The following is a 24819-nucleotide window of genomic DNA, read 5'->3' as shown; positions in this document are numbered from 1 at the left end:
ACCTCGGCAACCGCCGCGAGGCACGCTTCGCCGATGTTGTGGCTCGAGCCGAACGGACTTCCGATCACGCCGTTATGCGAAACCGATCGGATGCCGTTCTTCCACATCAGCTCGAGATCAGCCTCCGACAAGCCGCCAAGATGACCCACCTCGAAGCGGTCCGGTCTGACGCTGTCGGGCCGAATGACCATCATCAGCGACGTCTCGGCGATGTCGGCATGGCCGCCGACGGCCGACACGTCTCCTCCGGCTTCGCGCACCGCATCGCGCCACGTGTCGATCCATTTCGTGGCGTCGAAGAACGCCAGGATCGCAACATCCGAGGGGACGGCCTCGCGCAAGCGACCGAGCATGTCCTTCAGGACCGGAAAATTGCCGATGTGACCCGAGTGAATCAGGATGCGCTTGAAGCCGTGCCGCGCCAGGCTTGTGCAATAATCGACACAGATCGCTTCCAGCGTCTCCGGCCGTAGCGAGATCGTACCCGGGAATGGCAGATGGTGAGACGAGCAGCCGACCCTGATGGTCGGCGCCACCAGCGTGTTGCCGCGGCTGCGCGCGATCCGCTCGGCCAGAGCATCGGCATGATCCGCATCCATGCCCAAAGACAAATGCGGTCCATGCTGCTCGACGGCCCCCAGCGGGATCGCCACCGTCGTGCACCCACCGGCCAGCGCCGCGGCGACTTCCTCGTGGCTCATCTGCTCCAGATAGATCTGATCGGGATATCCGCGCGCCATCATTCAGCCCTTACTGTTCCTTGACAAAAACCTCGCACGCACATTAATCGAGCTCTCGTCTGTGACATAGGCGTCGAGGTCGGCCACGGTCATTTCTTCGAGCGCCTGATCGCTCATTTGCCTGGTGAGGTTGAGCGATCGTTTGATGGCGTGGAACAACTTGCGGTCTTTCTGCCGCAACGCGCCGCACACGTCTCGCGCTCGGGACGCGACCTCCTCGGTCGCGACGATCTCGTTCACGGCGCCGATCGCCACAGCGCGCTCCGCGCCGACGAGCTCGCCCCAATACAGCAGCTCTTGTGCCGCCCGCACGCCGAGCTTCTCGACGGCCCGGCGCATGCCTTTGGTCACCGGCAGCAGGCCGTGGTTGATTTCCGGGAACCCGATCTTGCACGACGCATCGGCCACGACGTAGTCCGCATGCAGCAGAAACTCCAGGGCGCCTCCGACCGCATAGCCGCGGACGGCGCAGACGATCGGGCCCGGATAGTTCTCCATCGCCACGAGGAGTTCGTGGAAGAACCGGATGCGCGGCCTCGCGACATCGATCCCGACGACTTCCTTGATGTCGCCGCCTGCGCTGAAGAAGCGGTCGCCGCCTCCGGTGAGCACAATGCCGGGCGGATTCTCGTCGTCGGCAAAGCGCCGGATCGCCTCCAGTAACTCGACGATGAGTTGAGCATTCAGCGCATTGGCCGGCGGCCGGTTCATCGTGATCGTGACCAGGTCTTGATCACGCTCGATCAGGAGAGAAGTGGCAGTGTTCATAAGCGAGACCCAAGCGAGAGCGGCTGCAACAGCCGGGGAGCGGTGGACCAAACGGCGGCGCGACGAGAGCGGCACTGCCCGACGCCTCGCCGAGACGGCGCGCCTCACAATCCCAAATAGGCGCGCTGGACATCGGGGGTATCGAGCAGATCGCGGCTCGATCCGTGCAACACCACGGAGCCGTTCTCGAGCACATAGCCGCGGCTGCTCAGCGCGAGCGACTTGGCGACATTCTGCTCGACGAGAAGGACCGTGATGCCCTGCTCGTTGAGGGATTTCACGACGCCGAACATTACGTCGGTGAGCGCCGGCGACAGCCCGATCGACGGCTCGTCGAACATCACGATTTCCGGCTTCGACATGATCGCGCGACCGATCGCCAGCATTTGCTGCTCGCCGCCGGAGAGCGTGCCGGCGAGCTGGTCGCGGCGCTCGCGAAGTCGCCCGAACAGCTGATAGACGAAATCAAGCGTGTTTGCCCGGGCGTGCCTGGCCCGCTTCAGCGAGCCTCCGATCAGCAGATTGTCCTCGACAGAGAGCGCACCGAAGATCTGGCGGCCCTCGGCGACCTGAGCGATGCCCATTTCGCAGATGTCCCACGGCGGTCGCCGCGAGATATCGACTCCGTTGAACCTGACGGAACCGCCCGACGACGGCACGATCCCCGCGATTGATCGGATCAGAGAGGTCTTGCCGGCGCCGTTGGCGCCGACAACGCAGATCAGTTCACCCTTGCCGATGCGGAGCGACACGCCGTTCAGCGCATTTGAGCCGTCGTAGGCCACGCACAGGTCGTCGATGGCGAGAAGCGCGTCGTCAGGCATGGAAGCCGGCTCCCAGATAACTTTCCAGCACCGCAGGATTCGCCACCACCTCTGACGGCTTGCCCTCGGCGATCTTGGCGCCGTGGTGAAGCACCACCACGGTCGACGCCACCTCCATCACGATCCGCATCACGTGCTCGACCAGCAAGATCGTCAATCCGCCCTTGGCGAGCCTGTGCAGCACGCCGACGACGCCGGCCGCTTCGGTCGGACGCAGCCCCGCCATCACTTCGTCGAGCAACAGCAGCTTGGGGCGGGTCGAGAGCGCCTTCGCCATCTCCAGCATCTTGCGATCGGGCAACGTCAACTGATCCGTACGGGCATTCGCCTTGCCGGCGAGCCCGACATTTTCGAGCGACTCATACGCCTTCTCCCGCGCCTCCTTGACGTTCGTCGTCCAGCTGAAGGCGCCCACCATGGCATTCTCGAGCACCGACATATCTTTCATCGGCCGGACGATCTGGAAGGTGCGGGCTATGCCCATGCGGCACACCGCTTCGGGCGGCTCGCGCTCGAGCGAACGCCCCTCGAACAGCACCTGCCCGGCGGTCGGTCTCAGCGCCCCGGCAACGAGATTGAAGCAGGTGGTCTTGCCGGCGCCGTTCGGCCCGATCAGGGCGGTGATGCGCCCTGCCTGCAGTGAGAAGCTGACGTCATTGACCGCGACCAATCCAACGAACGCTCTGGTCAGGTTCTTCACTTCGAGCAGCGCGGTCATTCCTCGACCTTCCGCAGTTGTGGGATCCGGCCGCGCGCCGGCAGCTGGGTCGCCCCGTAGAGCCGGACGATCGACGGCCAGATGCCGTCGGGCAGAAACCACACGACCAGGATCAGCACCGCCCCGTAGGCGACGCTGTTCAGTCCGGGGAGCCCCAGGGCGTCGCCGAGAGCTCCCATGGCGTGATGCAGCGGGATTGCGGCCATCGAGCCAACCAACGGGCCGAACGCAGTGCCCAATCCGCCGACCACGGGGCCGATCAGGACGTCGACCGAGATCGCCATGCCCATGATCGAATCCGGAAAGATAGCGCCCTGCACCAGGCCCAGCACGCCGCCGCCGATCGCGGCCGTCGCGGCCGATATCGAGACAACCAGCACCTTGTGGCGAAACGTCCGCACCCCCAGCGCGCGGGCGGCCTCGTCGTCATCCCGCATCGCCCGCCAGACATAGCCCCAATAGGACCGCGAGATCAGCTCCGTTCCCGCGACGCCGATGGCCGCAAGCGCGAGCGCGACGAAGTAGTAGAACCGCGCGTCACCGCGCAGCATCCCGAGGTCCATCGCGCCGCTCGGCGCCTGATAGAACAGGCCCTGCATGCCGCCGACATAGTCCCACCCGCCGAACATGATCCGGGCGAATTCGGCGGCTGCGATCGTGAGCAGCGCGAAATAGATGCCACGGACCTCAAAGCGGAAGCTCAGCCACGCGAGCACCGCGCCGACGAAGCCCGCAATCACGGCGCCCAGCAGCAGACCGATCCACGGGGTGACGCCGTATTTGATGTTGAGGATCGCCACCGCATACGCACCGATTCCAACGAACAGCGCGTGACCGATGGATAACTGCCCGCCGATCCCGAGCATCAGGTTCCACGATTGTCCCATGAAGGTGAACAACAGGACGATCGTCAGGAGCGAGATGACGTAGGCGTTGGACATGCCACCCACCACGGCGAGCGCGGCGAAGACCAGAGCGCCGGCGCTCCAACGCTTGGTGTCGCTGGCCTGATTAGATGTCCTTTGCACCGAAAAACCCCCTCGGACGGAAAATCAGGATGATGATCAGGAGCGCGTAAGGGAGTGCTGTTTTCATCGACGGGGTGAACATCAAGGCCGCGATCGCTTCGGCGACCCCGATCGTCAGGCCGCCCAGAAGAGCGCCGCCGAAGCTGCCCAGACCGCCGACGATCACCGTCACGAAGGCCAGCAGCGTGAAGTCGACTGCGAGATAGGGCTGCGCATCGAACAGCGGCGAGATCAATGCGCCGGCGACGCCAGCGCAGGCGGTTCCGATGCCGAAGGTCACCGCATAGACCCGAGGGATATTCAGCCCGACCACCAGTCCGCCCAGTCGATTATTGGCGGCGCCCCGCAGCGATCGGCCGAATGCGGAATACTTCAGATAGGCTCCCAGTGCGGCGATCAGCAGTCCGGCCGTAGCGGCCGCCTGGATGCGGGCCCAATCCAAGGTGAGCGGTCCCACGCTCACGGTCTGGAAGGACAGCTGAGACGCCGTCGGCCGCGGGTCCGGACCGAACGACATCAGCAATACGCCGCTGAAAAGCAGTGAGAGGCCGATGAAGACGATGAACTGATAGTGATGCGGCCGATTGACGAACCGTTTCACGACGAGCGTCTCCAGCAGATAGCCGAACACGAACATGACGACCGCGGCGATCGCGGCGGCTAGAACGATCGGGACGTCCCAGATTCGAACAGTCCAGTATCCGATGTAGATCCCGAACACGACCATCTCGCCATGAGCGAAATTGACCACGCGCATGACGCCGAAGATGATCGTGAGACCGAGCGCGACGAGCCCGTAAACCAGCCCGATGAGCACCCCGCCGGCGATTACATTGAGCCAGAGCGACAGCATCAGCGACCGACCGCTGATGGATGCGCGATGGAAAGTCTTCGTCTTCCTTGCATGCAGATCGGTTCCATCTTGGCTGTGGCGGAAACGTAGCGGCGTCGGACGTCGTCCTGTGATTCAGACCGCCTTTGGCGCGGCGAAAGATCCGTCGATGTAGACGACCGCCTCACATCCGGCTCTCGTCGTCTGAGCCACCACCTCTCCGGTGAAGATGGTGTGACTACTGTCGCTGTAAGCATTCAACACGCGGCAATCGAAGCTGCAGACCGCGCCGACCAGACTTGGTGCTCCGGTTTTGAGATCGCACCACAAACCGTCGCCGAAGCGGATATCGCCCTTGCTGCCGTCCTGCCCGGAAAACTTGAGCGCCAGATCGCGATGCTCGACCCCCAGAATATTCCAGCAGAACGACCCACTGCTGAGAATGGTGTCGTGCGCACCGGCAGATCGATTGACGCAAACCAGCACGCTGGGCGGAGCCGCCGACAGCGAGCAGCCCGCCGTCAGTGTCAGACCATGACGGTTCGGCGCCCGGCCTGTCGTGACGATCGACACGGTGCCCGGCACGTTGCGCATTGCAGCGCGGAATGCTGCGGCATCGAGTGGGCTCGGTTCGGACAGCGGCGGTGTTGCGGACGACATGGCTACGACTCTTGGATTCACGAGATGGATGCGCCCTATTTGTCTGATTGTGAGTCCGGGCATGCAGCGCTGCCCCGGTGAACGTCTGAACTATCCGGCTGCTTGATAGAACTGGATGACGTTGCCGCCCGGATCCCGCACCTTCACCGCACGGCCATGACTGGCCATGTCTCGAACCGCGCCGACTTGCGCACCCATGGCTGCGGCACGCTCCATAGCGGCCTCCAGGTTGTCGACATCGAAGACGAGAACGGCATCCTTGAGTTGTTCCGACGCGGACTCCATCGGGTCGGCGACGCAGAACGCAGCCGCATCGCTGACGAACTGGATCCACTTGCCGGGATCAGCGAAGCGCACCTTCAGACCCAAGCCTTCATAGAACTCGGCCAGGCGTCCAGGATCGTTCGCTGTCAGATAGACTTGCTTCAGTTTCACGCTCGACAATCCAACCGTCCGCCGCCCTAGTGCGATCGTGGATGAATAGTCGCTCGAGCCTTTCAGCATTACTGCTTGAACAACGCGTGTCGCAGAAGCTTCATCAGCATTTTATGCTGCAGCGACCTGGGACCACGGCGACACTCGGCGAAAGGCGGTCGTACGAAACAGGGCCGCAGAGTTGCGACACTCGACACCGAAGCTCTGCTGCACATCCCGTCAAGTGCCAGGGGGAGCCACTCGATGAAGCGCCGACCGTTGCATCGTGATCGATCCGTTGGATCAACATCGGCCTGCATATCGCATGTGCAAAAAATGTATCGAAATTAGGCAACTAACACCCTGATCGCAACGCACAATCCGAAGGTTGACGGTTTTTCGATACAAGTCGGCGATTTGTCGAAATCCCACAAGCGCAATTGCGGTTAGCGTTTACCACGCGATTGTCATCGCCCCGCAAACGATGGTGATAAGCGCCGCAAGAAGACTGCCAGATTTGGGAGACACGCGATGTCGACAACCTCTCTCGACAGAATAGATATCAAGATCCTCAACGAGCTCCAGCAGAATGCGAGCTTGACCAATGTTGAACTCGCATCACGCGTCAATCTCTCGCCGTCGCCGTGTCTGGCTCGCGTCAGAACACTCGAAAAACTCGGCGTGATCGATCGACGGATCGCTCTTCTCGATCCCGCCGTGCTCGGCATTGGTATAACGGCTTTCATCCAGATCAAGCTGGAAAAGCAGGTCCAGACGTCACTCGAGAGTTTCACCCGATCCATTGACCGACTGGCCCAGGTGATGGAATGCTATCTGATGACCGGCGAGAGCGACTACATGCTCCGCGTCATGGCGGCTGACATCGAAGATCTCGAAGACCTCATCGTCAACAAACTGTCCCGCATCCCCGGTGTCAGCAGCATTCGATCAAATCTGGCCCTCAAGCGTATTTCGTACAAGACGGTGCTGCCGATCGACACCAATCGGCCGGTCACCGTGAAGGCTTGCGCCCTCCCCTCGCGCCCTCTGGAGCGCTCTCCAAGACCCCGATACGACGCAGCTGGTCCTTTGCTGTCCGACGCGCCGATCGGGCTCGACACCAATTGTCCCAGCTACAGCGTGGAAAGACTATGAGGCGCCCCGCCATGGGCTCCGGCCAGTTAGCAATAATGGTGAAATCAAGATCGGCAGAGTGCTCGAGCGGCGCTCAGAGCCTGACAGTCCGCACACGACCCAACGCAAGCACACGTCGACTCCAGCGAGCAGAGCGACCGAGATGACGGCATCGATCGAAGCGGCCCTGCAGGCGTTCGCCGACGGCGAAATCGTCGTGGTCACCGACGACGACGATCGCGAGGGCGAAGGCGACCTCGTCGTCGCCGCCTCGCGGTGCACGGCTGAGAAAATGGCCTTCATCATCCGCCATACATCGGGAATCGTTTGCGCTCCGATTACCCTCGAAGACGCGAGACGCCTGCGGCTTCACCCGATGGTTCTCAACAACGACTCGGCTCACAACACGGCGTTCACCGTGTCGGTGGACTACCGGCCGGATAACGGAACGGGCATCTCGGCCGAAGAGCGGGCCTCGTGCTGCCGTGCACTCGCCAACCCCAACGCTGGCGCCGGCGATTTTTGCCGGCCGGGACACGTCTTCCCTCTGATCGCAAAGGAGGGGGGCGTACTCATGCGCTCGGGTCACACCGAGGCCGCCGTCGACCTGTGCAGACTGGCAGGTCTCGAGCCGGTCGGTGTCATCGGCGAACTGATGAACGACGATGGCTCAGTGATGAAGGGTCCGCAAGTCGCGGCATTCGCCGACAAGCACAAGCTGAAACAGGTCACCATCGCCGACCTCATCAGCTTCCGGCAGGCCCGCGAGACGCTGATCGAGCGCGTCTCGAGCGTCACGGCGGAGAGCCCGATCGGCCCGCTCCAGGGCTATTCGTATCGCTCGCCGTTCGACCCCATTCATCACGTCGCCTATATCTACGGAGAACTGGGCGACGGCACCAACGTCCTAATGGCAGCGGCGTGCTCGTCTATCTGCGCGACGGCGCGGCGGGCGTTCCGCCTGCCCCGCTAGGCCCGATCGGTTCGCGCGAAGACGACCGCAATCGGCAATGGCGCGAGATCGGCGTCGGCGCCCAGATCCTGCGGGATCTCAAGATCAGCTCCATCCGTCACCTCACGTCGTCGACGCATCACTTCAAGGGACTGTCAGGCTTCGGTATCGAGATCGTCCGAAACGAAGCGCTCTAACTCCAGCCGACTGCGTTGCGAAAGTCCATTGAGCGCGTCCCGCACCTCAGGCACCCGGCGAAGCTTGCAGTTCGTCTCGCGACAGATCTCTCCCGGCCCAGTCCGGCCGGCCTCGCGCTCGGAGAAGTAGCGCGCCGGCGACTTGCCAAGCGCCTTCTTGAACATGGTGATGAACGCGCTCACCGATTCGTAGCCGAGCGCCCCGGACACGGACCGAGCGTTCCGGGACGACTTTTAAGCTTGTTCAGCGGCCCAAGAATCTCGGTGCCGCTTTGCGTGACCGACCAAGCTTTTCGTCAGCTCCTTCAATCCCGATCACTCACGCCACTTCGGCTCGGTGGCCGCCAGAAACACCGCCGGTAACGCGATCAGCGGAGGCAGGACGAAACACCACGTCCCGAACTTTGCATAGAGACAGGCGCCGGCTGCGCATCCCAATGCGAAGGCAGCCACGCTTGCGGCCATCTTGCCGAGCCGCGGCCGGGCGACAATTTGCACCGACGCCGGCGCGCCGCGAAAAACGTCTGCGACGTCGATCATGATCTGGGTGGTCGTGCCCGTCATCAAGGTGCTGGGAGGTTCGGTGCCCATATGGATGCGGTGCGCGGCGTTCTGGATGGCCATGGCGGCAACCAATATCATGCCGGTGCAGATCGCCTGCCAGCTGTCGCCTTGGACAAATGGCCCGAAGTAGACGGCACACGCGCCACCTGCCGCCAGAAGTATCGTCTTGATGGCCAGCATCGAGCGGAAGATCGGGAGTCCCATTGCGGGGAGATAGAAGCTCAGGATTCTGCTGACAACCACGACGAAGCAGAAGACGGGGAGAGCGAGCAGCTTCGCCAGGCCTCCGGATGTCCCCAACACCATGGCCGCACCGAAAGTAACGAAGTTGCCCGTGACGTGCGCGGTGAACAATCCCTGGAGCGCAAGAAAGCCGGCGGTATCGACCAAGCCGGCATTCAGGCTCATGAGGAGCGGAAGCAGAAGTATATTCCGTTGCATGTCACCAACCGTATTGAAGCTGGACACCGAGATAGTTGCTGGTGTGCCCACCAGCGCGGATGATCGTGTCACCGGCGTCGAAATGCACGGCCTCGATGGCGCCCGTAAGGTGATCGTTGAACGCGTAGTCGACGCGAAGCTGGCCGTAGGCTCCCGTCCAATTGCTGCCCGTCCCGGCGGTGCCCGCTATCGGCACGCTGGGCTGGACGTAGATCGCGTCGGCCGTCGTTTCGCGCCACTGCAAGCCGATCGCTCCCATCACCTTCAGCCGGTCCGCGGGACTGATGGTTATAGAGGGTTTGAGGTGAAGGATGTTCGCATATCCCGCATATCCGGCCAGCGTGAAATAATAGCCATTCGGGAACAGCGGATTGAACGTTCCCAGCGTTCCGTCTCCAGAGCGATGGTCGCCCGAAGCAGCGTCGAACTGGAGGCCGATGCGCGGCAGCCAGGGAACACCGGTCAATGTATATCCGATCCGCGTGCCGACGGCCCAGGCACGGATATCCTTCGCTCCCACCTGACCCGCCTGCCCCATGGCTTCGAGGTCCCAGTCGAACTGTTGGGACTTTCCCGCGAATCTCGCATCCAGAACGTGACGGCTTTCGTCGCCCAATGCATCGAGATATCTGGCGCTCTTCCGCTCGTACAGCGAGTAGTAGCCCGACAGCTCGTTGTCACCCATGACCTTCCGCTCGACCCGGAGCGTGCTGAAGCGGAAGTTGTCGTTCGAGGTGTCGTCGAAAGGGCGAACGTCGAAATATTGGACGGGGCGGCTGACAAAGCCGATGAACCGCCAGACGCCGGTTTCCCAGTCGGCCCAGATCGCATCGAATGATTGTCTGACGTTGGGACCATCCCGCGACGATACGAAGCGCTGCAGGTCGAAGGCGAAGTCCTGTCGTCCGATGCGCGCCTTCAGGGTCCCGCCCGCGAAAATGTTGACGTATTCGAGGAAGGCAAGGCGAAGGTCGGCACGGTCCTGGTCGACAGGGGAGATGTTGAGCTTGTCGAAGGCCCGATCGTCCTCGAGCTGCACGAAGGCGCGCCAGTTCTCGTTGAAGTGAATGTCGGCGTGGACCTGCAAACGCTGTATGAGATAGCTGTCCGAGGACGTGTTGCCGGTGCCGAACGCCGCTGCGCTATTGGTCTCGAAGCGTTCGCGCAGCGTCGCCCCCAGCGAGACGTAGCTTTTCGGATCGGTGGCCCAAAGCGGGATGTACTTGAGCCCGTCAAACGGTTCGGTACGCAACCTCGGATCGGCAAGGACCGACCAGTCCTCTGCCCAGCGGTTCGCCTGGATCGCTGGCCGCTTGGAGACCGCAGCGTCCTCGGCCCGCGCGAACCCGACGCCGGCGCCAAGGGTCGCAAGCGTCAGAACGATCCAGAAGTTGCGCATATCGCCCCGTGCCAGCATCGGCGGACGTCACCTCATTTGGCGTCCGCCCGCGATGCACTCTTCGGGCCAAGGGAGTGGATCTCGGCGACGTACCCGCCGGGGAACATGACGAACGCAGCAGACCGGCTGCTCGACGTGTAGGATTCGACCAGCACTGTGGCTCCGGCGTCCTTCGCCTTGCCGAGGGTGGCTGCGAGGTCAGCGACTTCATAACCCGTCGTCTCCCGACCGTAGGGATAGGGCAGATGACCGTCGGTGACCAACACGACCATCTTCCCGAATGGGGACTCGATCCGGATGCGCCGGTAGGTCAAATCGGGTCTTCCGATCTCGACGCCGGGCGCCTTCGCGTCGTCCGAGACGACCTTGCCGCGGGAGAAGGCAAGAAAACTCCGGGTGAAGGCGGCGGCCCGGTCGGGCGAGACGTATACGCGATTCTCCGGAATCCGCTCGAAGGGAGCGTAGTCGGGTTTCGTCGTATGCCAGTAGAGCTGGAGGTTGACGCCGCCGGGCCACTGGACCACGGCATCGCGCCCGATGGGATCCGGGAAGGTGGAGACGATCACGTCAGCCCCCGCAGCGCGGGCCGCCTTGATCGCCTCGTCCATGTCCGCAACCAGATAGCCGTTGCGCTCGGCGCCAAACGGATACGGGATCGGCGTCTTGAAGCCGAACAGCGAGACGGTGCCGACAGGCGTCTGCAACAGTTGCGACGTGGTGCTGCTTGGCGTGGGCGTTACGGTTGCGACCACCTGCTTGGTGCTCTTGCCGCCAAACGTGGCCAGAAAACTGGACACGAACTTGTCCACGTCCTCAGGCGCGACGTAGACGTGCGTTGTGTCGTATTGCGGGGCAACGGCAACAGCCTGCTCCTTCGACTTCGTCGCTTCCCTGGCGACGACCGGCGAGCTCACCGCGACAGCCGCCGCCAACGCCACGACAGCGAACATCCGTGTTGATTTCATCAGGAAACTCCTTGGACGGATTGAGATCGCGGCGCCCGGTCCGGGCGATGCGAAGTCTCATTGGACAGAATCGATACGATGACAAGCCCCGCAATCAAGCCGAGATGCTCGAAGAAGGCATTCGTGGCCATGAATCTCTCATGGCCGCCCATCGTCCAGAACGCGTTTGCGGTGAGCATCGCGACGAACGTCAGGATGCCGAGCCCGCCGGCTCCCAGCCACACGAAACGATTCACGACGACAAGCAGAGACCCGCCGAGTTCGACCACGATAGCGGCGGTCGCCCACAGCCAGCCCGGATACAGGCCGAAATGTTCCTGCTCGGCCACCGCGCCCGCGAAATCGAGCAGTTTGGTGAAGCCGCCGAGCAGATAGGCCGACACCAGAGCCAGCCTGGCCGCATGCCACAGAAACGGCCAGCGCAGGATCACGGAGATCCAGTTCGGTGTGGCTGCGGCAGGCATGTCAGACCGCCCAGCAGGCGCATCCCAGCGCGCCCCAGAAGCTTCGGAGGTCGGAGACAGGCAAGCGGCTCGACCAGGCCGTAGCATGGTCGTGTCCATGGACGCCGCAGGAATTGGCGCAACCGCACATCTGCATGGCCTTCATCGCAAGGCTGGTGTCCTTCGTCTTTGCCTTTTCGTCGGCCCAGGCCGCGTACCCGCCGAAGCGGCGGACCGGAGACCAGTCCGGCATGGCGGGCGGAGGTGTGACACTCTCCAGCTTGGCGAAGTCTCCCGCGCTATAAACAATCCTGCCTCCGACCATGGTCAGCAGCGAACTCGTATCGGCGATCTCGGCCTCGCTGCACGAGAAGTAGTCCCGGTCCGGGACGATGAGGTCGGCGAGCTGGCCGACCTGGATCCGCCCCTTGTTACCCTCCTCGTTCGAGAACCATGTCACGTTTTCGGTCCACATCCGCAGCGCCGTCTCGCGATCCAGACAATTGCGCTGGGGCGTGATGCGCAACCCGCCGACGGTCCGGCCGGTGACGAGCCAGGACAGAGAGACCCAGGGGTTGTAGGACGCAACGCGGGTCGCGTCCGTACCGGCCGACACCTTGACGCCCTTGTCGATGATCTTCTTGACCGGCGGCGTCGCCTCGGCGGCGCCCGCCCCATAGCGCTCGACGAAGTATTCGCCCTGATAGGCCATCCGGTGCTGCACGGCGATGCCGCCGCCGAGCGCCGCGATACGATCGATCGACTGGTCCGAGATCGTCTCGGCGTGATCGAAGAACCAGTGCAGGCCCTCCAGGGGCATGTCCTGATTGACGCGCTCGAAAACGTCCAGCGCCCGTGAGATCGTCTCGTCGTAGGTGGCATGGAGACGCCACGGCCATTTGTTCTGAACGAGGACGCGAACGACCTCCTCGAGCTCGCCTTCCATCTCCGCAGGTATGTCCGGACGCGCGACCCGAAAATCCTCGAAGTCGGCCGCCGAGAACACCAGCATCTCGCCGGCACCGTTGTGCCGGAAATAGTCGTCACCCTGCTTGTACTTCGAGGTTTTCGTCCAGTTCAGGAAGTCCTCCTTCTCGCCCTTGGGCTTCTGGGTGAAAAGGTTGTAGGCGAGCCGTATCGTCAGGAGGCCTTCGTCGCTCAGCTTCTGGATGACGGCGTAGTCGTCGGGATAGTTCTGGAATCCTCCGCCGGCGTCGATCGCACCGGTGACGCCGAGCCGGTTCAATTCGCGCATGAAATGACGCGTCGAATTGACCTGATAATCGAACGGAAGTTTCGGGCCCTTGGCGAGAGTCGCGTAGAGGATGTTGGCGTTGGGCTTGGCCAGCAGCAAACCCGTCGGATTGCCCTTGGTATCGCGCATGATCTCGCCGCCCGGCGGTTCTGGCGTGTCCTTAGCATAACCGACGGCCCGCAGCGCCGCGCCGTTGAGGATGGCCCGATCGTAGAGATGCAGCAGGAAGACCGGCGTGTCGGGCGCGACGGCGTTGAGCTCGTCGATCGTCGGAAGCCGCTTCTCCGCGAATTGGTGTTCGGTGAATCCGCCGACCACTCTGACCCACTGCGGCGGTGGCGTGACGGCGACCTGCCGCTTCAGCATGTCCATCGCAGTGGCGAGCGAGCGTACCCCGTCCCAGCGCAGCTCCATGTTGAAGTTCAGACCGCCGCGGATGATGTGAAGGTGGTTGTCGATCAGGCCCGGCAACACGCGCCGTCCCCTGAGATCGACGATCTTCGTGGACGGCCCCGCCAGCTTCATCACGTCCTGATCGTGCCCGACCGCGACGAAGCGGCCATCGGCGATCGCGACCGCCGAAGCCGTCGGGTTCGAGCGATCGAGCGTCGTGAACAGACCACGATGCAGGATGATATCGGGTGCGGAGCTCATGAATGTTTCTCCAGGCCGTCCACCGAGGCGGCACTTTTCGATTGGTCGTTTTGGCGTCCAGGCAGCATGCCGAACATGTGCGGAGCGCACTTGGCCTGCTGCCACGCCGACGCCAGCCCGTGCCCGGAAAGCAACTGTCGGGCTACGGGAACGATCTGCTCACCGGCGAGGATGCCGAGAAGCCCGACCAGCGCCACCAACGGAGGCGCCGGCGAGCGCACGTTCAGCAGGCTGTAGATGACGCCGACCAAAAGGCCGGCGCCGAGGGACAACAGATAGATTTTCATCACGGTGATCCGCGATTGGAGGACGTTCAGCCGGCTTTCGCGCCTCCTTCGGACGCATGTTCGCCGAGCGCCCATTTCGAGAAGCGGATCTGGATCCCGTAGGGCGAATGCGCGCGCTGGATGTCCATCATTCCCTCGTAGGTCTCGCTGCGCGCCCAGTCCTGCTGAAGCTCGTAAGCGTATTGCGACGAGGTGATGGGAACCGCCCCTGCCTGGATGGCGCGCTCCATCGCGCGGTTGTGGGCTTCGAGCGAGAGGTCACCGCAAGCATCGGCGGCAATGTAGATCTCGTAACCCTCCTTGAGCATGTCCAGGGTCGGAAAGATCACGCAGGCCTCGGTCCAGAGACCGGCTAGCACGAATTTCTTGCGACCGGTGGCAGCCACCGCCTTTCGGAAGTTCGCGTCGAGCCAGGAATTCATCGACGTGCGGTCGATGATGTCGTGCTCCGGAAACAGCGAGGTGACTTCCGGCATGAAGGGGCCGGAGAAGGAATCTCGCGCCACCGTGGTCAGCACGGTCGGAATTTTGAAGAGCTTAGCGGCCTTTGCCAGGATCTGGACGTTGTTAACCGTGACCAGGCGGTCATGCGATTGAACGCCCTGGAACATGGCCGGCTGATAGTCGATCAGTGCGATCGCGCTGTTGTCGGGGGTGAGCATATCGAGTTTCGACATCGAGAAGTTCTCCTTGCGATCGGCATGAGCGATCGAGCGAAAGGGGATGGATGGGCGGCTGTATCGTGAACCCTGAACGCCGGCCAACGCTTGGACGATTTCGTCGCGGCTTGGATTTCGGCGCGATGATCATTTAGGTGCGGCGAATTGCCGAGCGCATGTCCGCAGCGCCGGTCGGAGATCGCCAGCTTGTCCAAACGACGCGCAGATCGTGCAAGCCAATCCGCACACCATCCGCGACCTTGCGCGCAGGAGGGCCGAACGCTCGAGCAGAATGTCGTTCGCCCTTCATCTTTTCGTCACAGGAGCGAACAATGGCCTTGCTTGAACTGCGGGACGGCACAGAGCTTTATTACAAGGACTGGGGAAGCGGAAAGCCGATCCTGTTCAGCCACGGCTGGCCGCTCAGCGCGGACATGTGGGACGCGCAGATGCTTTTCTTCGCCGAGCGCGGCTACCGAGCCGTGGCGTTCGACCGCAGGGGCTTCGGCCGGTCGAGCCAGCCCTGGACAGGCTATGACTACGACACCTTCGCCGACGACATCGCTGACATTGTCAATCATCTCGACCTGAAGGATGTGACGCTGGTCGGATTCTCCATGGGCGGCGGAGACATCGCGCGCTACGTGGCGCGGCATGGCACGTCGCGGGTCGCCAAATTCGTCCTGCTCAGCGCCGTGACGCCTCTCTTCGTCAAGACCTCGGACCATGACGGCGTCGACAAGTCGGTGTTTGACGGCATCAAGGCCGGCCTGATCAAGGACCGCGCGCAGTTCCTCGACGACTTCAGCCCGCTCTTCTACGGTACGAACCACGGCATGAAGGTGTCGCAAGGCGTATTCAAGCAGACCCTCCAGATCGCGCTTCAGGCGTCGATCAAGGCGACCATCGATTGTGTGACCGCATTCTCAGAAACCGACTTCCGGCCCGACATGGCCAAGATCGGCGTGCCCACCCTGGTGATCCACGGCGAGGACGATCAGGTCGTGCCGCTCCCCTTCACGGGCAAGCTGGCCGCCGAGATGATCAAGGGCGCCAAGTTGAAGACCTATCCGGGCGCTCCGCACGCGACGGCGACGACGCATGCCGACCAGGTCAATGCAGACCTCCTTGCATTCCTGAAGGCCTAGCCGGAGAAAGTCGATGACCCAGGATCCTCTTCATCTGCTCGAGCCCAGGGACTGTGCCCTGCTTTTGATCGACCAACAGGCCGGTCTGGCTTTCGGAGTGGGTTCGATCGATCGGCAGGTTCTCGTGAACAACGTGGTCGCGCTCGTGAAGACCGCGACGGTGTTCGACCTGCCTGTCGTCGCCTCCACCTCGGCGACGAAAGTGTACAGCGGGCCGCTGATGCCGGCGGTTAAATCGGCGCTTCCAGGCGTCGAGCCGATCGACCGGCGCAGCATGAACGTGTGGGAGGACGACAAGGCTCGCGAGGCCATCCTCGCCACCGGTCGAAGCCGCCTGATCGTTTCGGGCCTGCTGACCGAGGCCTGCGTGACGTTCGCGGTGCTTTCGGCCCTATCAGCCGGTCTGGAAGTCTACGTCGTCGGCGACGCCTGCGGAGGATTGACGACCGCAAGCCACGACCTGGCTCTCGGCCGGATGCAGGCCGCCGGCGCGCGCCTCACGTCCTGGATCCAGGTTCTGCTGGAGATGCAGCGCGATTGGACGAGGCATGAAACCTACGATGGCGCACGCGCCATCGTCGAATCCCATGCCGGGGGATACGGGATCGGCCTGGCTTATGCCCGCGACATGATCCGCCCCGGTTGAGACAACGCCGAGCTCGCATCAGCCCTCGGAGCGGGCCCTTCGCCAGGCTCCGGGGCTGGCCCCCACATTGCGGGAAAACACCCTGGTGAAGTAGCTCTGGTCGCCAAAGCCGCAAATAAGCGCAATGTCGGCCAGCGGAAGCTTCGTGCTCAACATCAGGCGCTTCGCCTCATCGATGCGAAGCTGGGACAGGAATTCGTGCGGGGCAACGCCCGTGCTGCGTCGGAACGATCTCGCAAAATGGCTTGGCGTCAACTTGCATTCCGCGGCGACGTCGGCAATCGTCAAATTGCTGGCGAGACGCGCTCGCATGATTTCCTTCGCGCGACGCTCCTGCCAGGGAGCAAGGCCTCCACCCGCAGCTTTTTCCTGTGGGCGCATTCCGCCGTAGGTCTGGGCGAAATGAGCCAGGACACTCAACCCGATCTGATCGACGAAGAGCTGATTGCTCGTCGGATCCTGCTCCACTGCGCTGAGCAGAACGCTGGACAGGGTCGAGAGGAAGGGATCACGCTGATCCCTGCTCCACTTGAGCGTCGAGATCGGCTTGGCTCCGTGCTCTCGGGCGAACTCGTCGAGGGCCGTCTGTGGCACGTAGTACTGGACGGCATCGAACGGGCCCTTGAACTCACATTGGGGATTGTCCATCAGGTTGATAACGCTGACGCTCCCCGCACCGAAAGCTCCCGAATACCTCGGTCGTCCCGCGAGCCAGCAGGAATGCCGTTCGAGGTCGCCCAGCTGGTGCAGGATGCTGTAGGCCGGCTCGGAAGGAATCGGCGCGGTCCGCTCCCGAATGAATTGGGAGCAGGTCAGCCGGGTCATCGCCAGGGCCAATCGCCCTTCGCGCTTGACGCTCAGCAGGCAGTCACCCTCCATTCCCAGGTGCTGGCTGAGGCGACGCCCATAGAAGCCGGCCGCCGTGCTATCGGACTCTTCCATCATCGGAGGTGTTCAAAGCTATCCATCGTCGGATATGCGGCCATCGTGAGTCCGAAGGACCACGTGCGGATCACATCCACCGCATCGATTTTCCTCATAGAGCGATAGTCGTCCTCGTTCAAGTCACTGATCCGCCAGCAAGGCTGCCAACCGGAAAACCGATTGCAGAAGGAAACGATGACCCAGAATAGGTGACATTTGGCGGACTTGATAATCCGTCCTAATTCCACTTTATCTGTGAAACAATTTCAAAAATGGATACGCGATGGATAATCGCATCGGCGAAATGCAGGTCTTCCTCCGTGTGGTCGAAGCCAAGAGCTATTCCGAGGCGGCGCGTCGACTGTTGATGACGCCGTCCACCGTCAGCAAGCTCATCGGAAGGATCGAGGCACGGCTTGGCGTCAGACTGTTCGAGCGTTCGACGCGGCGGCTGTCGCTGACATCCGAGGGACGGATGTACCACGACAAGAGTGTCGCGCTGCTGGCCGAGCTCGATGGCATCGAACGCGGAATCTCTCGGGGGGCAGCCGCCGCGGGCGGAACGATTCGGGTCAACACTACGGTTTCCTTCGGCATTCTCGGCCTTGAGCCGCTGCTCCCCGCCTTCTGGCAAGCTCACCCCGAGATCGTGGTCGACATCTCGCTCTCCGACGAAATCGTCGACATGTACCTCGACCGGACCGATGTCGCCTTCCGCGTCGGTCCCTTGCAGGCCTCCGCAATGGTCGCCCGGCGCATTGGGGTCGTCAAACGAAGGATCGTCGCATCTCCAGACTACATAAATCGCCTGGGAAAGCCGAAGAAGGTTCAGGACCTTTCACGTCACAATTGCTTAGGATTCAATTTCCGACGCTCTGCCCCGGTCTGGCCTCTGAAGGAGAGCGGGCGAATTGTCGACCGCGCAATCAGCGGCTCGCTGCTCGCAAACAACGCTCAAAGCCTGCGGCGAATGGCAATCGCGGGCATCGGCCTTGCAAGGCTCGCCGATTATCACGTTCGCGACGACATATCGGCTGGCCACCTGGTTGAAGTGCTCGAGGGCACGGCAGGCGACGAAGAGCAAATACACGCGCTTTATCACGGCGGACCGCGGCTGCCCTTTCGCGTGAGAGCATTCCTTGACTTCATGTGCCCGCGACTGACCGATTTCATGGAAGGTCGAGCTCGCAACGGTCGACAGGCAGTTCAAGCGAGCGGAGGCAGGATCGCCGCCAATTCGGCGCGACGCTCTTCGAGAAAAGACGGCAGCTGAAGTTGCTGGCCCAACCTTTCCGGCGCCTCGTCAACCGCGAACCCCGGGCCGTCAGTCGCAATCTCGAAAAGCACGCCGCAAGGCGCGCGAAAGCCGACTGCGTTCAAGTAGGTTCGCTCGATGGGATCGCTCACCACGATGCCGTACACCGACCGGAGTTTCTCGACCATCTCCGATCGATGATCGAGATTGCTCGCGCGGAAGGCGACGTGCCGGATGGTGCCGCCGCCGAGGCGCCCACGCGATGACTTTCCGATCATGCGCAAGGTGATCGTCCCGCCCGGGCCGTCATGAGCCACGAAGCGCATGGCACCATTTCTCTGGGAGACCAACTGGAAATCGAAAACCTTCTGAAGGATGTCGATGGTCTCATCCTCCTCGCGGACGTTCAGCGTGACGCCATGAAGGCCGCGCAGCGCGAGATCAGCCTTGTTTGGGTCCGCCTGCCCCGATCGTCCCTCCCATGTCTCGATCAGCGAGAGGGCCGTACCATCGGGATCCGAGAAACAGAGCGTCCGCTCGCCGAAGGGCGACACCTCCGATCGATAGGTCACGCCCGCAGAAGCGAGCCGATCCGCCCACCAGTCGAGTGAATCCCCTGCGACGCGGAAGGCGGTCTGCACCACCTCGCCGGCGCCGGTCAGCCCCGGCGTCACGCAATTCCAGGCCAGCGTACTCATTACGGTGCCCGGATTGCCGACGTCGTCGCCGTAGTACACGTGGTAACTGCCGGGGTCGTCATAGCAGACGGTCTTCTTGACCCGCTTGAGCCGCAGCACACCCGCGTAGAAGTCGGCGGCGCGCCGTACGTCGCCGATGATCGCTGTGACGTGATGAAGTCCCCGTGCGTTCACGCAATTGCTGCCTAATCCTCGGTCCCGAGGCCGTCCGTTCGGAGCACCATCTCCGCGCGCGGGTCCTCGTTCTCCCTCCGGTTGCTACTCGTTTCGAACAGACAATCCCGAACATCGCCGCGCGTCTTGGACTTTCTCCCGATCCTGGAACCGCCGCCAGGGTAAAATACGGCACCTGACCGGGCGTTCCCGCAGCTGCAGCGATGCAATCGTGCAAAACGCCGTGAAAACCTGCAATCAGTTACCTCCGACTTGACGAAGGATCGCGCCCGAAAACCCTCGCACCCCGGGCATGAGATCGGTGACCGCCATTCGTCGAGCAACTTGCCGGGCAAACGGCATCCGCCAGTTCTATCTGGAGGCCGGGGCCGGCCCCCCGGTCGCTCTGCTGCACGGCTTCCCGGAGACCAGCTTCGCCTGGCGTTTCCAGATACCGGCGCTTGCCGCCCACTACCGGGTGATCGCGCCGGACCTGCGCGGATACGGCGAGACCGACAAGCCGCCGAACGGCTACGACAAGAGGACGATGGCCAACGACATCGTCGAGCTCTTGAAGACACTCGGCGTAAGGCGCGTGGCACTGATCGGACACGATCGCGGCGCGCGGGTCGCGACCCGCCTGGTCAAGGACCACCCGGATCTGGTCGATCGCCTCGTCGTCATGGATAACGTTCCAACCCGCATCGTGGCGCGCGAGATGAACGCGAAAGTCGCCCGCGAATACTGGTTCTTCATGTTCCACCAAATCCCCGATCTGCCCGAGGCATTGATCGCGGGACGCGAGGACATCTGGCTTCGTCACTTCTTCTCCGACTGGTGCCACGACCCGAAGACGATCTCCGGCGAGGCGTTCGAGACCTATGTGAAGTCCTACAGCGCGCCTGGCGCCGTACGGGGCGCGATGTCCGACTATCGCGCCGGCGCAGAAGACATCGCGCAGGATCTCGAGGACGCCGAGCAGAAGATCCGGTGCCCCGTGCTTTCCCTTTGGGGTGAAGACTTCGGCGCCGTCGGCGGCCTCTTCAACATGAAAGCGGTCTGGAGCGAGATGGCCGAAAACCTCTCGGTCGCCCCGATCGAACGTTGCGGCCATCTTCCGCAGGAAGAACAGCCGGAACGGGTCAACAAGCTTCTTCTCGATTTTCTGAAGGGCTGGAAGGGGTGAGATCGTCAATTGCGCCATGTCACGCGGTCGACTGAACCGAAGCACCTGGAGATGAGGAGACTAGGATGAAGCCGATCCGTATCGTAGCGATATTGACGTTCGTATCCTCACTATCTCATGGCCAGGTGCATGCCGGCGCTCCGCAGGTCCGCACCCAGGCGCCGGGCTTCTACCGCATCATGCTCGGCCGCGTCGAGATAACGGCCTTGCTCGACGGGCCCCACCCCTTTCCCGTCCACGACGTGATGACGAGGAACGAGACGATGCCGGGCGGAGACCGGAAAGCCGTGAAGCTCGCGGAAAGCCATCCCGGTAGAGCGGATGCCGTGCTCGCCGCCTCCGATCTCGCGGCCCCGGTGGAAGGCTCGATCAATGCCTTCTTGGTCAACACGGGAGACAGGCTCATTCTGATCGACAGCGGCGCAGGCAGCCTCTATGGCGCATGTTGCGGGCACCTCCTCGAAAATCTGCGTGCGTCCGGATACAGACCGGAGCAGATCGACGAGATCTATCTCACGCACTTGCATGCCGATCACGTCGGCGGCATCGCTCCGGAAGGAAAGCCAGCGTTCGCCAATGCGACCATAAGGGTCAACCAGAAGGACCTCGACTACTGGCTCGACGCCAAGAACGAGAATGAAGCTCCCAAATTCCTCAAGCCGATGTTCGAGGGCGATCGCGCCTCGTTGAAGCCCTACAGGGAATCCGGCCAGCTGAAGCCCTTCTCAGAAGGCCAGGAGCTCTCGCCGGGGATCCGCGCAATTCCTACTCCCGGGCACACCCCAGGCCACACGTCATACGAGGTCTCGAGCGAAGGGCAAACATTGCTTGTCTGGGGCGATCTCGTCCATGTTGCGCCGATCCAGTTTCCCGATCCCGCCGTGACCGTGACTTACGACAGCAATCCGCTGTCGGCGGAACTGGAACGCACGGCAGCCTTCGCTCGGGCCGCGCGGACGTCGACGTGGATCGCGGCGGCTCACATCGCCTTTCCTGGAATCGGACATATCCGCTCGGTCGATGGCCGGTTCGAGTGGCTACCGGCGAACTACACCACCGTGTTGAAACCGGCGAATGACTGACGCAACGCTCGAAGTTCGAGCATTTTGATCCGGCGTTGCCGGCCTATGGGCGGGCAGAGTTCGATCGATTGAGTGAACCGATGCCCCTATCCGACGAAAAGCCCGATCCGTCGCCCGCAATGCCCAACGCTTCTCCATGGATCGCATTTCGGCACACCACGTTCACGGTTGTGTGGATCGCGACCGTCGTCGCCAACGTCGGCACGTGGATGTACAACGCTGCGTCCGGATGGCTGATGACCAGCCTCGATGCCAATCCCCTCACCGTCTCCCTGGTTCAGGTCGCGAGCAGCCTTCCGATGTTTCTGTTCGCGCTGCCGGCCGGCGCGCTGGCGGATACGGTCGACAAGCGCCGTTTCCTGATCGGTTGTGAAATCGTCCTTACCATCATCGCGGCAGCAAGTGCGGTGCTCGTCGGGCTCAACCTCGTCACTCCGCCCATGCTTCTGCTGTTCACGTTTCTGCTCGGCGCCGGCGCTGCCTTCACCGCGCCCGCATGGCAGTCGGTTGTCCCGCAGCTTGTCCCGAGGCAGGACCTGACCGCGGCCGTGGCCGGCAACGGCGTAGGCGTCAACATCAGCAGAGCCATCGGGCCGGCGCTGGGTGGCGCCGTCATCGGCGGGTTCGGCATCGCGGCACCCTTCTGGATCAATGCGCTGAGCAATTTCGCCGTGATCGGAGCGCTCCTGTGGTGGCGCCCGGCGTCCTCGCAAGGCAGCGCGCTGCCACCGGAACGTCTCGCTGGCGCCATGGTGACCGGCTTCCGCCATGCGCGCTTCAATCCGAAGCTTCGTGCGACACTCGTCCGAGCGGCGGCGTTCTTCTTCTTCGCGAGCGCCTATTGGGCACTGCTCCCGCTCGTCGCGCGCAATCAGATCGCGGGCGGTCCAGCACTCTACGGCATCTTGCTCGGAGCGATCGGCGTGGGTGCCGTCGTCGGTGCGTTCATACTGCCCTGGATGAAGACGACCTTCGGGCCCGACGGGCTCGTTGCGGCCGGCACCGCCGGCACGGCGCTTAGTCTGATCCTCCTGGGCATCGCGCGTTACCCGGAGATCGGCCTCGCAGCGTGCCTGATCGCGGGTATCTCGTGGATCGGCGTCCTCGCGACGGTCAATGTTTCAGTTCAGGTCTCACTGCCGGACTGGGTGCGCGGCCGGGGGTTGGCGATTTTCGTCACCGTGTTCTTCGGCGCGATGACCGCCGGCAGCGCGCTCTGGGGTCAAATTGCCTCTGGACTCGGCTTACCTGCGGCACACTTCCTCGCCGCTGCGGGCGCCCTCGCAGGAATCGCGTTGACCTGGCGTTGGAAGCTTCAAACCGGTGCAGGCATCGACCTTGCGCCCTCGATGCATTGGCCCTCACCTGTCCTGGCAATCGACGCAGACGCTGACCGCGGGCCCGTCCTGATTACGGTCGAATACCGCCTCTCCCCGGAGCGCCGCGAAGCCTTCCTCGTCTCCATCAGAGACTTGGAACAACAGCGAAGGCGTGATGGCGCATATTCTTGGGATGTCTTCGAAGACGCCGCCGAGAGCGGACGCTTTCTGGAGACATTCATGGTCGCGTCTTGGCTCGAGCACCTGCGGCAACACCAGCGCGTGACCAACACCGACAGATCTGTTCAGGACCTCATCCGCGAGTTCAGCGCCGCGGCCGAGACCAGGGTAACCCACTTCATCGCCGCCAAGTTTCGGTAAACCGGCCTTGGCACGCACAGCAAACAGTCATTGCCGTAGATGCTGATATGCCGACGTTGGGGCGCTACCATCTAGCGTGAGAAATCGGATAAAATCGTGGTTTGGAGCACAAATCACAGCCTTGGTAGCGGGATCGAATCGAACTGCCCACATCAGCATTCTTCACCCTTACACCGAATAGCGGCCTCCTCCCCACAGGCGAGACGCCTCGGACCGGCTGTTCAGATTTGCCGTCAGTAGATTTTTCTTGATCTCTCGGTGCACACTCTCAAGGGGATGAAGCACGAACGTGTGCACTCCAAACTAGCCGAAATTGCAGACGTTTGTATCCGTTTTGACCTCTCGGTGCACACCTAGTGCACACGAAAGCCGGAGTGCACACGCGTGGCGACTTACCTCGCCGATCAAAAGCTGCCGTGATGGCGTCGCTCAAGACTGAGCTAGGCAGTGTGAAGCTGCCGCTCTCAATCGAGAGCGGCTAATCGAGTTCGGAAGAAAGCGTGCCAAGCAGGGTGCTGGCCCCGCGGACATCGGCGATCGATTTGTCCTTCATCCGCACGATCATAACGCATACCGCCGCTGTGCATGGCATCGAGGTTTCGGCCGAGGAAGCCCGCCTCGCACGCGTCGCGTTAAGTCACCTCAATTTGGTTGGAAAGAGCAAAGAGCGTGACCGACGGCCCACGCAGGACGAGCTCGACGAGCTGATCGAATACTTTGAGACGAACCGTCGGCAATTCATACCGATGGGTCGGATCGTCAGATATGCCGTGGCGACGACTTTGCGCCAGCTACCGGCACAAACGTCATTCTGGAATCGATCACGCTGCCGCTTCGACTCGCCCCTTCGCCTTGGTGGCCTTCATGTCCTTTGCAGGCGGCATACCGAACAATCGACCGTACTCGCGCGTGAACTGCTGTACGCTCTCGTATCCGACGGCGTGAGCCGCGGTGCTGATCATCGCCCCCTCCGAGAGCATCATGCGTCTCGCCTCGATGAGACGTAACTGCTTCTGAAACTGCAAAGGCGTCAGCGACGTGATCGACCGGAAGTGTTCATGGAATGAAGATGGACTCATGCCGGCAGCATCCG

26 protein-coding genes and 1 pseudogene are annotated in these 24819 nt (G+C 62.5%); 8 read left to right on the top strand and 19 right to left on the bottom strand.

The annotated features are described in order from the left end of the window. The 8 genes from UNPF46_RS13400 to UNPF46_RS13365 form a co-directional block, all read right to left on the bottom strand. Positions 1-743: creatininase family protein (locus tag UNPF46_RS13400; RefSeq protein WP_142250320.1), on the bottom strand; the 743-nt coding region annotated here is incomplete at its 3' end. Beyond that, the gene (locus UNPF46_RS13395) at positions 744-1508 is read right to left on the bottom strand and encodes an enoyl-CoA hydratase/isomerase family protein (RefSeq protein ID WP_142250319.1); all 765 of its coding nucleotides are present in this window, start codon (positions 1506-1508) and stop codon (positions 744-746) included. It lies immediately after the preceding gene. A gap of 104 nt (positions 1509-1612) precedes the next feature. Then, positions 1613-2332: an ABC transporter ATP-binding protein gene (locus UNPF46_RS13390; protein ID WP_142250318.1), complete on the bottom strand. Its 720-nt coding sequence runs from the start codon at positions 2330-2332 to the stop codon at positions 1613-1615. Then, positions 2325-3050, bottom strand: a complete 726-nt coding sequence (locus UNPF46_RS13385; protein WP_142250317.1) for an ABC transporter ATP-binding protein — start codon at positions 3048-3050, stop codon at positions 2325-2327. The genes UNPF46_RS13390 and UNPF46_RS13385 overlap by 8 nt, the downstream gene beginning before the upstream one ends. Next, on the bottom strand, positions 3047-4078 hold the full coding sequence (locus UNPF46_RS13380) for a branched-chain amino acid ABC transporter permease (protein WP_246668644.1): 1032 nt from the start codon (positions 4076-4078) through the stop codon (positions 3047-3049). The genes UNPF46_RS13385 and UNPF46_RS13380 overlap by 4 nt, the downstream gene beginning before the upstream one ends. Continuing rightward, entirely contained in the window at positions 4062-4931 is an 870-nt protein-coding gene (locus UNPF46_RS13375) for a branched-chain amino acid ABC transporter permease (protein ID WP_092252326.1), read from the bottom strand. Before UNPF46_RS13375 ends, UNPF46_RS13380 begins: the two co-directional genes overlap by 17 nt. Before the next feature lie 114 nt (positions 4932-5045). Then, on the bottom strand, positions 5046-5570 hold the full coding sequence (locus UNPF46_RS13370; RefSeq protein ID WP_142250316.1) for a flavin reductase family protein: 525 nt from the start codon (positions 5568-5570) through the stop codon (positions 5046-5048). Positions 5571-5660: 90 nt separating this feature from the next. After that, positions 5661-6005, bottom strand: a complete 345-nt coding sequence (locus tag UNPF46_RS13365; RefSeq protein ID WP_245448461.1) for a VOC family protein — start codon at positions 6003-6005, stop codon at positions 5661-5663. Between the two features lie 510 nt (positions 6006-6515). On the opposite strand from UNPF46_RS13365, the gene UNPF46_RS13360 reads away from it, so the two are divergent. Beyond that, positions 6516-7139: an Lrp/AsnC family transcriptional regulator gene (locus UNPF46_RS13360; RefSeq protein WP_142250315.1), complete on the top strand. Its 624-nt coding sequence runs from the start codon at positions 6516-6518 to the stop codon at positions 7137-7139. Between the two features lie 142 nt (positions 7140-7281). Continuing rightward, positions 7282-8267: pseudogene (gene ribB / locus UNPF46_RS13355) on the top strand (3,4-dihydroxy-2-butanone-4-phosphate synthase). Here ribB and UNPF46_RS13350 read toward each other — a convergent pair. The 8 genes from UNPF46_RS13350 to UNPF46_RS13315 all read right to left on the bottom strand — a co-directional run bounded on the left by UNPF46_RS13350 (position 8226) and on the right by UNPF46_RS13315 (position 14952). Continuing rightward, positions 8226-8477, bottom strand: coding sequence for a hypothetical protein (locus tag UNPF46_RS13350; protein WP_430649783.1), 252 nt, complete (start codon positions 8475-8477; stop codon positions 8226-8228). The pseudogene ribB and the gene UNPF46_RS13350 overlap by 42 nt on opposite strands. Positions 8478-8582: 105 nt before the next feature. Further along, positions 8583-9272 carry a YoaK family protein gene (locus UNPF46_RS13345; RefSeq protein ID WP_142250321.1) on the bottom strand — a complete coding sequence of 230 codons (690 nt, stop codon included), beginning with the start codon at positions 9270-9272 and terminating at the stop codon, positions 8583-8585. A 1-nt stretch (position 9273) separates the two neighbouring features. Beyond that, entirely contained in the window at positions 9274-10689 is a 1416-nt protein-coding gene (locus UNPF46_RS13340) for an alginate export family protein (protein WP_142250314.1), read from the bottom strand. A gap of 14 nt (positions 10690-10703) precedes the next feature. After that, positions 10704-11636: a glyoxalase gene (locus tag UNPF46_RS37470; protein WP_181769911.1), complete on the bottom strand. Its 933-nt coding sequence runs from the start codon at positions 11634-11636 to the stop codon at positions 10704-10706. Beyond that, on the bottom strand, positions 11636-12100 hold the full coding sequence (locus tag UNPF46_RS13330) for a DoxX family protein (protein WP_142250312.1): 465 nt from the start codon (positions 12098-12100) through the stop codon (positions 11636-11638). Before UNPF46_RS13330 ends, UNPF46_RS37470 begins: the two co-directional genes overlap by 1 nt. 1 nt (position 12101) lies before the next feature. Then, positions 12102-13988 carry an amidohydrolase gene (locus UNPF46_RS13325; RefSeq protein WP_142250311.1) on the bottom strand — a complete coding sequence of 629 codons (1887 nt, stop codon included), beginning with the start codon at positions 13986-13988 and terminating at the stop codon, positions 12102-12104. Continuing rightward, positions 13985-14275 (bottom strand): XapX domain-containing protein, encoded by a 291-nt coding sequence (locus UNPF46_RS13320; protein WP_142250310.1) that lies wholly within the window; start codon positions 14273-14275, stop codon positions 13985-13987. The genes UNPF46_RS13325 and UNPF46_RS13320 overlap by 4 nt, the downstream gene beginning before the upstream one ends. 26 nt (positions 14276-14301) lie before the next feature. Then, positions 14302-14952, bottom strand: a complete 651-nt coding sequence (locus UNPF46_RS13315; protein WP_100179910.1) for a hydrolase — start codon at positions 14950-14952, stop codon at positions 14302-14304. A gap of 314 nt (positions 14953-15266) precedes the next feature. Between UNPF46_RS13315 and UNPF46_RS13310 the strand changes: the two genes are divergently transcribed. Both UNPF46_RS13310 and UNPF46_RS13305 read left to right on the top strand, forming a co-directional pair. After that, the gene (locus UNPF46_RS13310; protein WP_142250309.1) at positions 15267-16082 is read left to right on the top strand and encodes an alpha/beta fold hydrolase; all 816 of its coding nucleotides are present in this window, start codon (positions 15267-15269) and stop codon (positions 16080-16082) included. 13 nt (positions 16083-16095) lie between these two features. After that, complete coding sequence (locus UNPF46_RS13305; protein WP_100179908.1) at positions 16096-16728, top strand: isochorismatase family protein; 633 nt, start codon at positions 16096-16098, stop codon at positions 16726-16728. Between the two features lie 18 nt (positions 16729-16746). On the opposite strand, the gene UNPF46_RS13300 is transcribed toward UNPF46_RS13305, so the two are convergent. Further along, on the bottom strand, positions 16747-17673 hold the full coding sequence (locus tag UNPF46_RS13300) for a helix-turn-helix domain-containing protein (protein WP_100179907.1): 927 nt from the start codon (positions 17671-17673) through the stop codon (positions 16747-16749). A gap of 262 nt (positions 17674-17935) precedes the next feature. Between UNPF46_RS13300 and UNPF46_RS13295 the strand changes: the two genes are divergently transcribed. Further along, on the top strand, positions 17936-18925 hold the full coding sequence (locus UNPF46_RS13295) for a LysR family transcriptional regulator (protein WP_100179906.1): 990 nt from the start codon (positions 17936-17938) through the stop codon (positions 18923-18925). Here the strand turns inward: UNPF46_RS13295 and UNPF46_RS13290 are convergent. Continuing rightward, a complete protein-coding gene (locus UNPF46_RS13290) occupies positions 18859-19779 on the bottom strand; it encodes a ring-cleaving dioxygenase (protein WP_100179905.1) in 921 nt (306 codons plus the stop codon). The genes UNPF46_RS13295 and UNPF46_RS13290 overlap by 67 nt on opposite strands. A 292-nt stretch (positions 19780-20071) precedes the next feature. Between UNPF46_RS13290 and UNPF46_RS13285 the strand changes: the two genes are divergently transcribed. The 3 genes from UNPF46_RS13285 (at position 20072) to UNPF46_RS13270 (ending at position 23726) form a co-directional block, all read left to right on the top strand. Continuing rightward, positions 20072-20944 (top strand): alpha/beta fold hydrolase, encoded by an 873-nt coding sequence (locus tag UNPF46_RS13285; protein WP_142250308.1) that lies wholly within the window; start codon positions 20072-20074, stop codon positions 20942-20944. Positions 20945-21009: 65 nt separating this feature from the next. After that, positions 21010-22026: an MBL fold metallo-hydrolase gene (locus UNPF46_RS13280; protein ID WP_142250307.1), complete on the top strand. Its 1017-nt coding sequence runs from the start codon at positions 21010-21012 to the stop codon at positions 22024-22026. Positions 22027-22106: 80 nt separating this feature from the next. Then, the gene (locus UNPF46_RS13270; RefSeq protein ID WP_142250305.1) at positions 22107-23726 is read left to right on the top strand and encodes an MFS transporter; all 1620 of its coding nucleotides are present in this window, start codon (positions 22107-22109) and stop codon (positions 23724-23726) included. An 821-nt stretch (positions 23727-24547) separates the two neighbouring features. Here UNPF46_RS13270 and UNPF46_RS13260 read toward each other — a convergent pair. Continuing rightward, positions 24548-24819, bottom strand: a 272-nt coding sequence (locus UNPF46_RS13260; RefSeq protein WP_142250304.1) for a helix-turn-helix transcriptional regulator, incomplete at its 5' end; no start/stop codon positions are given.

The sequence above is a fragment of the Bradyrhizobium sp. UNPF46 genome (assembly GCF_006658625.1).
Taxonomy (GTDB): Bacteria; Pseudomonadota; Alphaproteobacteria; order Rhizobiales; family Xanthobacteraceae; genus Bradyrhizobium; species Bradyrhizobium nitroreducens.
Note: the sequence above shows the minus strand (reverse complement) of the source record. Positions and strands in the feature narration are given on the sequence as shown.

Coding starts and splice junctions, on each gene's coding strand:
- UNPF46_RS13395 (WP_142250319.1), bottom strand. CDS start 1,508: ATGAACACTGCCACTTCTCTCCTGATCGAGCGTGATCAAGACCTGGTC.
- UNPF46_RS13390 (WP_142250318.1), bottom strand. CDS start 2,332: ATGCCTGACGACGCGCTTCTCGCCATCGACGACCTGTGCGTGGCCTAC.
- UNPF46_RS13385 (WP_142250317.1), bottom strand. CDS start 3,050: ATGACCGCGCTGCTCGAAGTGAAGAACCTGACCAGAGCGTTCGTTGGA.
- UNPF46_RS13375 (WP_092252326.1), bottom strand. CDS start 4,931: ATGCTGTCGCTCTGGCTCAATGTAATCGCCGGCGGGGTGCTCATCGGG.
- UNPF46_RS13370 (WP_142250316.1), bottom strand. CDS start 5,570: ATGTCGTCCGCAACACCGCCGCTGTCCGAACCGAGCCCACTCGATGCC.
- UNPF46_RS13360 (WP_142250315.1), top strand. CDS start 6,516: ATGTCGACAACCTCTCTCGACAGAATAGATATCAAGATCCTCAACGAG.
- UNPF46_RS13345 (WP_142250321.1), bottom strand. CDS start 9,272: ATGCAACGGAATATACTTCTGCTTCCGCTCCTCATGAGCCTGAATGCC.
- UNPF46_RS13340 (WP_142250314.1), bottom strand. CDS start 10,689: ATGCTGGCACGGGGCGATATGCGCAACTTCTGGATCGTTCTGACGCTT.
- UNPF46_RS37470 (WP_181769911.1), bottom strand. CDS start 11,636: ATGAAATCAACACGGATGTTCGCTGTCGTGGCGTTGGCGGCGGCTGTC.
- UNPF46_RS13330 (WP_142250312.1), bottom strand. CDS start 12,100: ATGCCTGCCGCAGCCACACCGAACTGGATCTCCGTGATCCTGCGCTGG.
- UNPF46_RS13325 (WP_142250311.1), bottom strand. CDS start 13,988: ATGAGCTCCGCACCCGATATCATCCTGCATCGTGGTCTGTTCACGACG.
- UNPF46_RS13320 (WP_142250310.1), bottom strand. CDS start 14,275: ATGAAAATCTATCTGTTGTCCCTCGGCGCCGGCCTTTTGGTCGGCGTC.
- UNPF46_RS13315 (WP_100179910.1), bottom strand. CDS start 14,952: ATGTCGAAACTCGATATGCTCACCCCCGACAACAGCGCGATCGCACTG.
- UNPF46_RS13310 (WP_142250309.1), top strand. CDS start 15,267: ATGGCCTTGCTTGAACTGCGGGACGGCACAGAGCTTTATTACAAGGAC.
- UNPF46_RS13305 (WP_100179908.1), top strand. CDS start 16,096: ATGACCCAGGATCCTCTTCATCTGCTCGAGCCCAGGGACTGTGCCCTG.
- UNPF46_RS13300 (WP_100179907.1), bottom strand. CDS start 17,673: ATGATGGAAGAGTCCGATAGCACGGCGGCCGGCTTCTATGGGCGTCGC.
- UNPF46_RS13295 (WP_100179906.1), top strand. CDS start 17,936: ATGGATAATCGCATCGGCGAAATGCAGGTCTTCCTCCGTGTGGTCGAA.
- UNPF46_RS13285 (WP_142250308.1), top strand. CDS start 20,072: ATGAGATCGGTGACCGCCATTCGTCGAGCAACTTGCCGGGCAAACGGC.
- UNPF46_RS13280 (WP_142250307.1), top strand. CDS start 21,010: ATGAAGCCGATCCGTATCGTAGCGATATTGACGTTCGTATCCTCACTA.
- UNPF46_RS13270 (WP_142250305.1), top strand. CDS start 22,107: ATGCCCCTATCCGACGAAAAGCCCGATCCGTCGCCCGCAATGCCCAAC.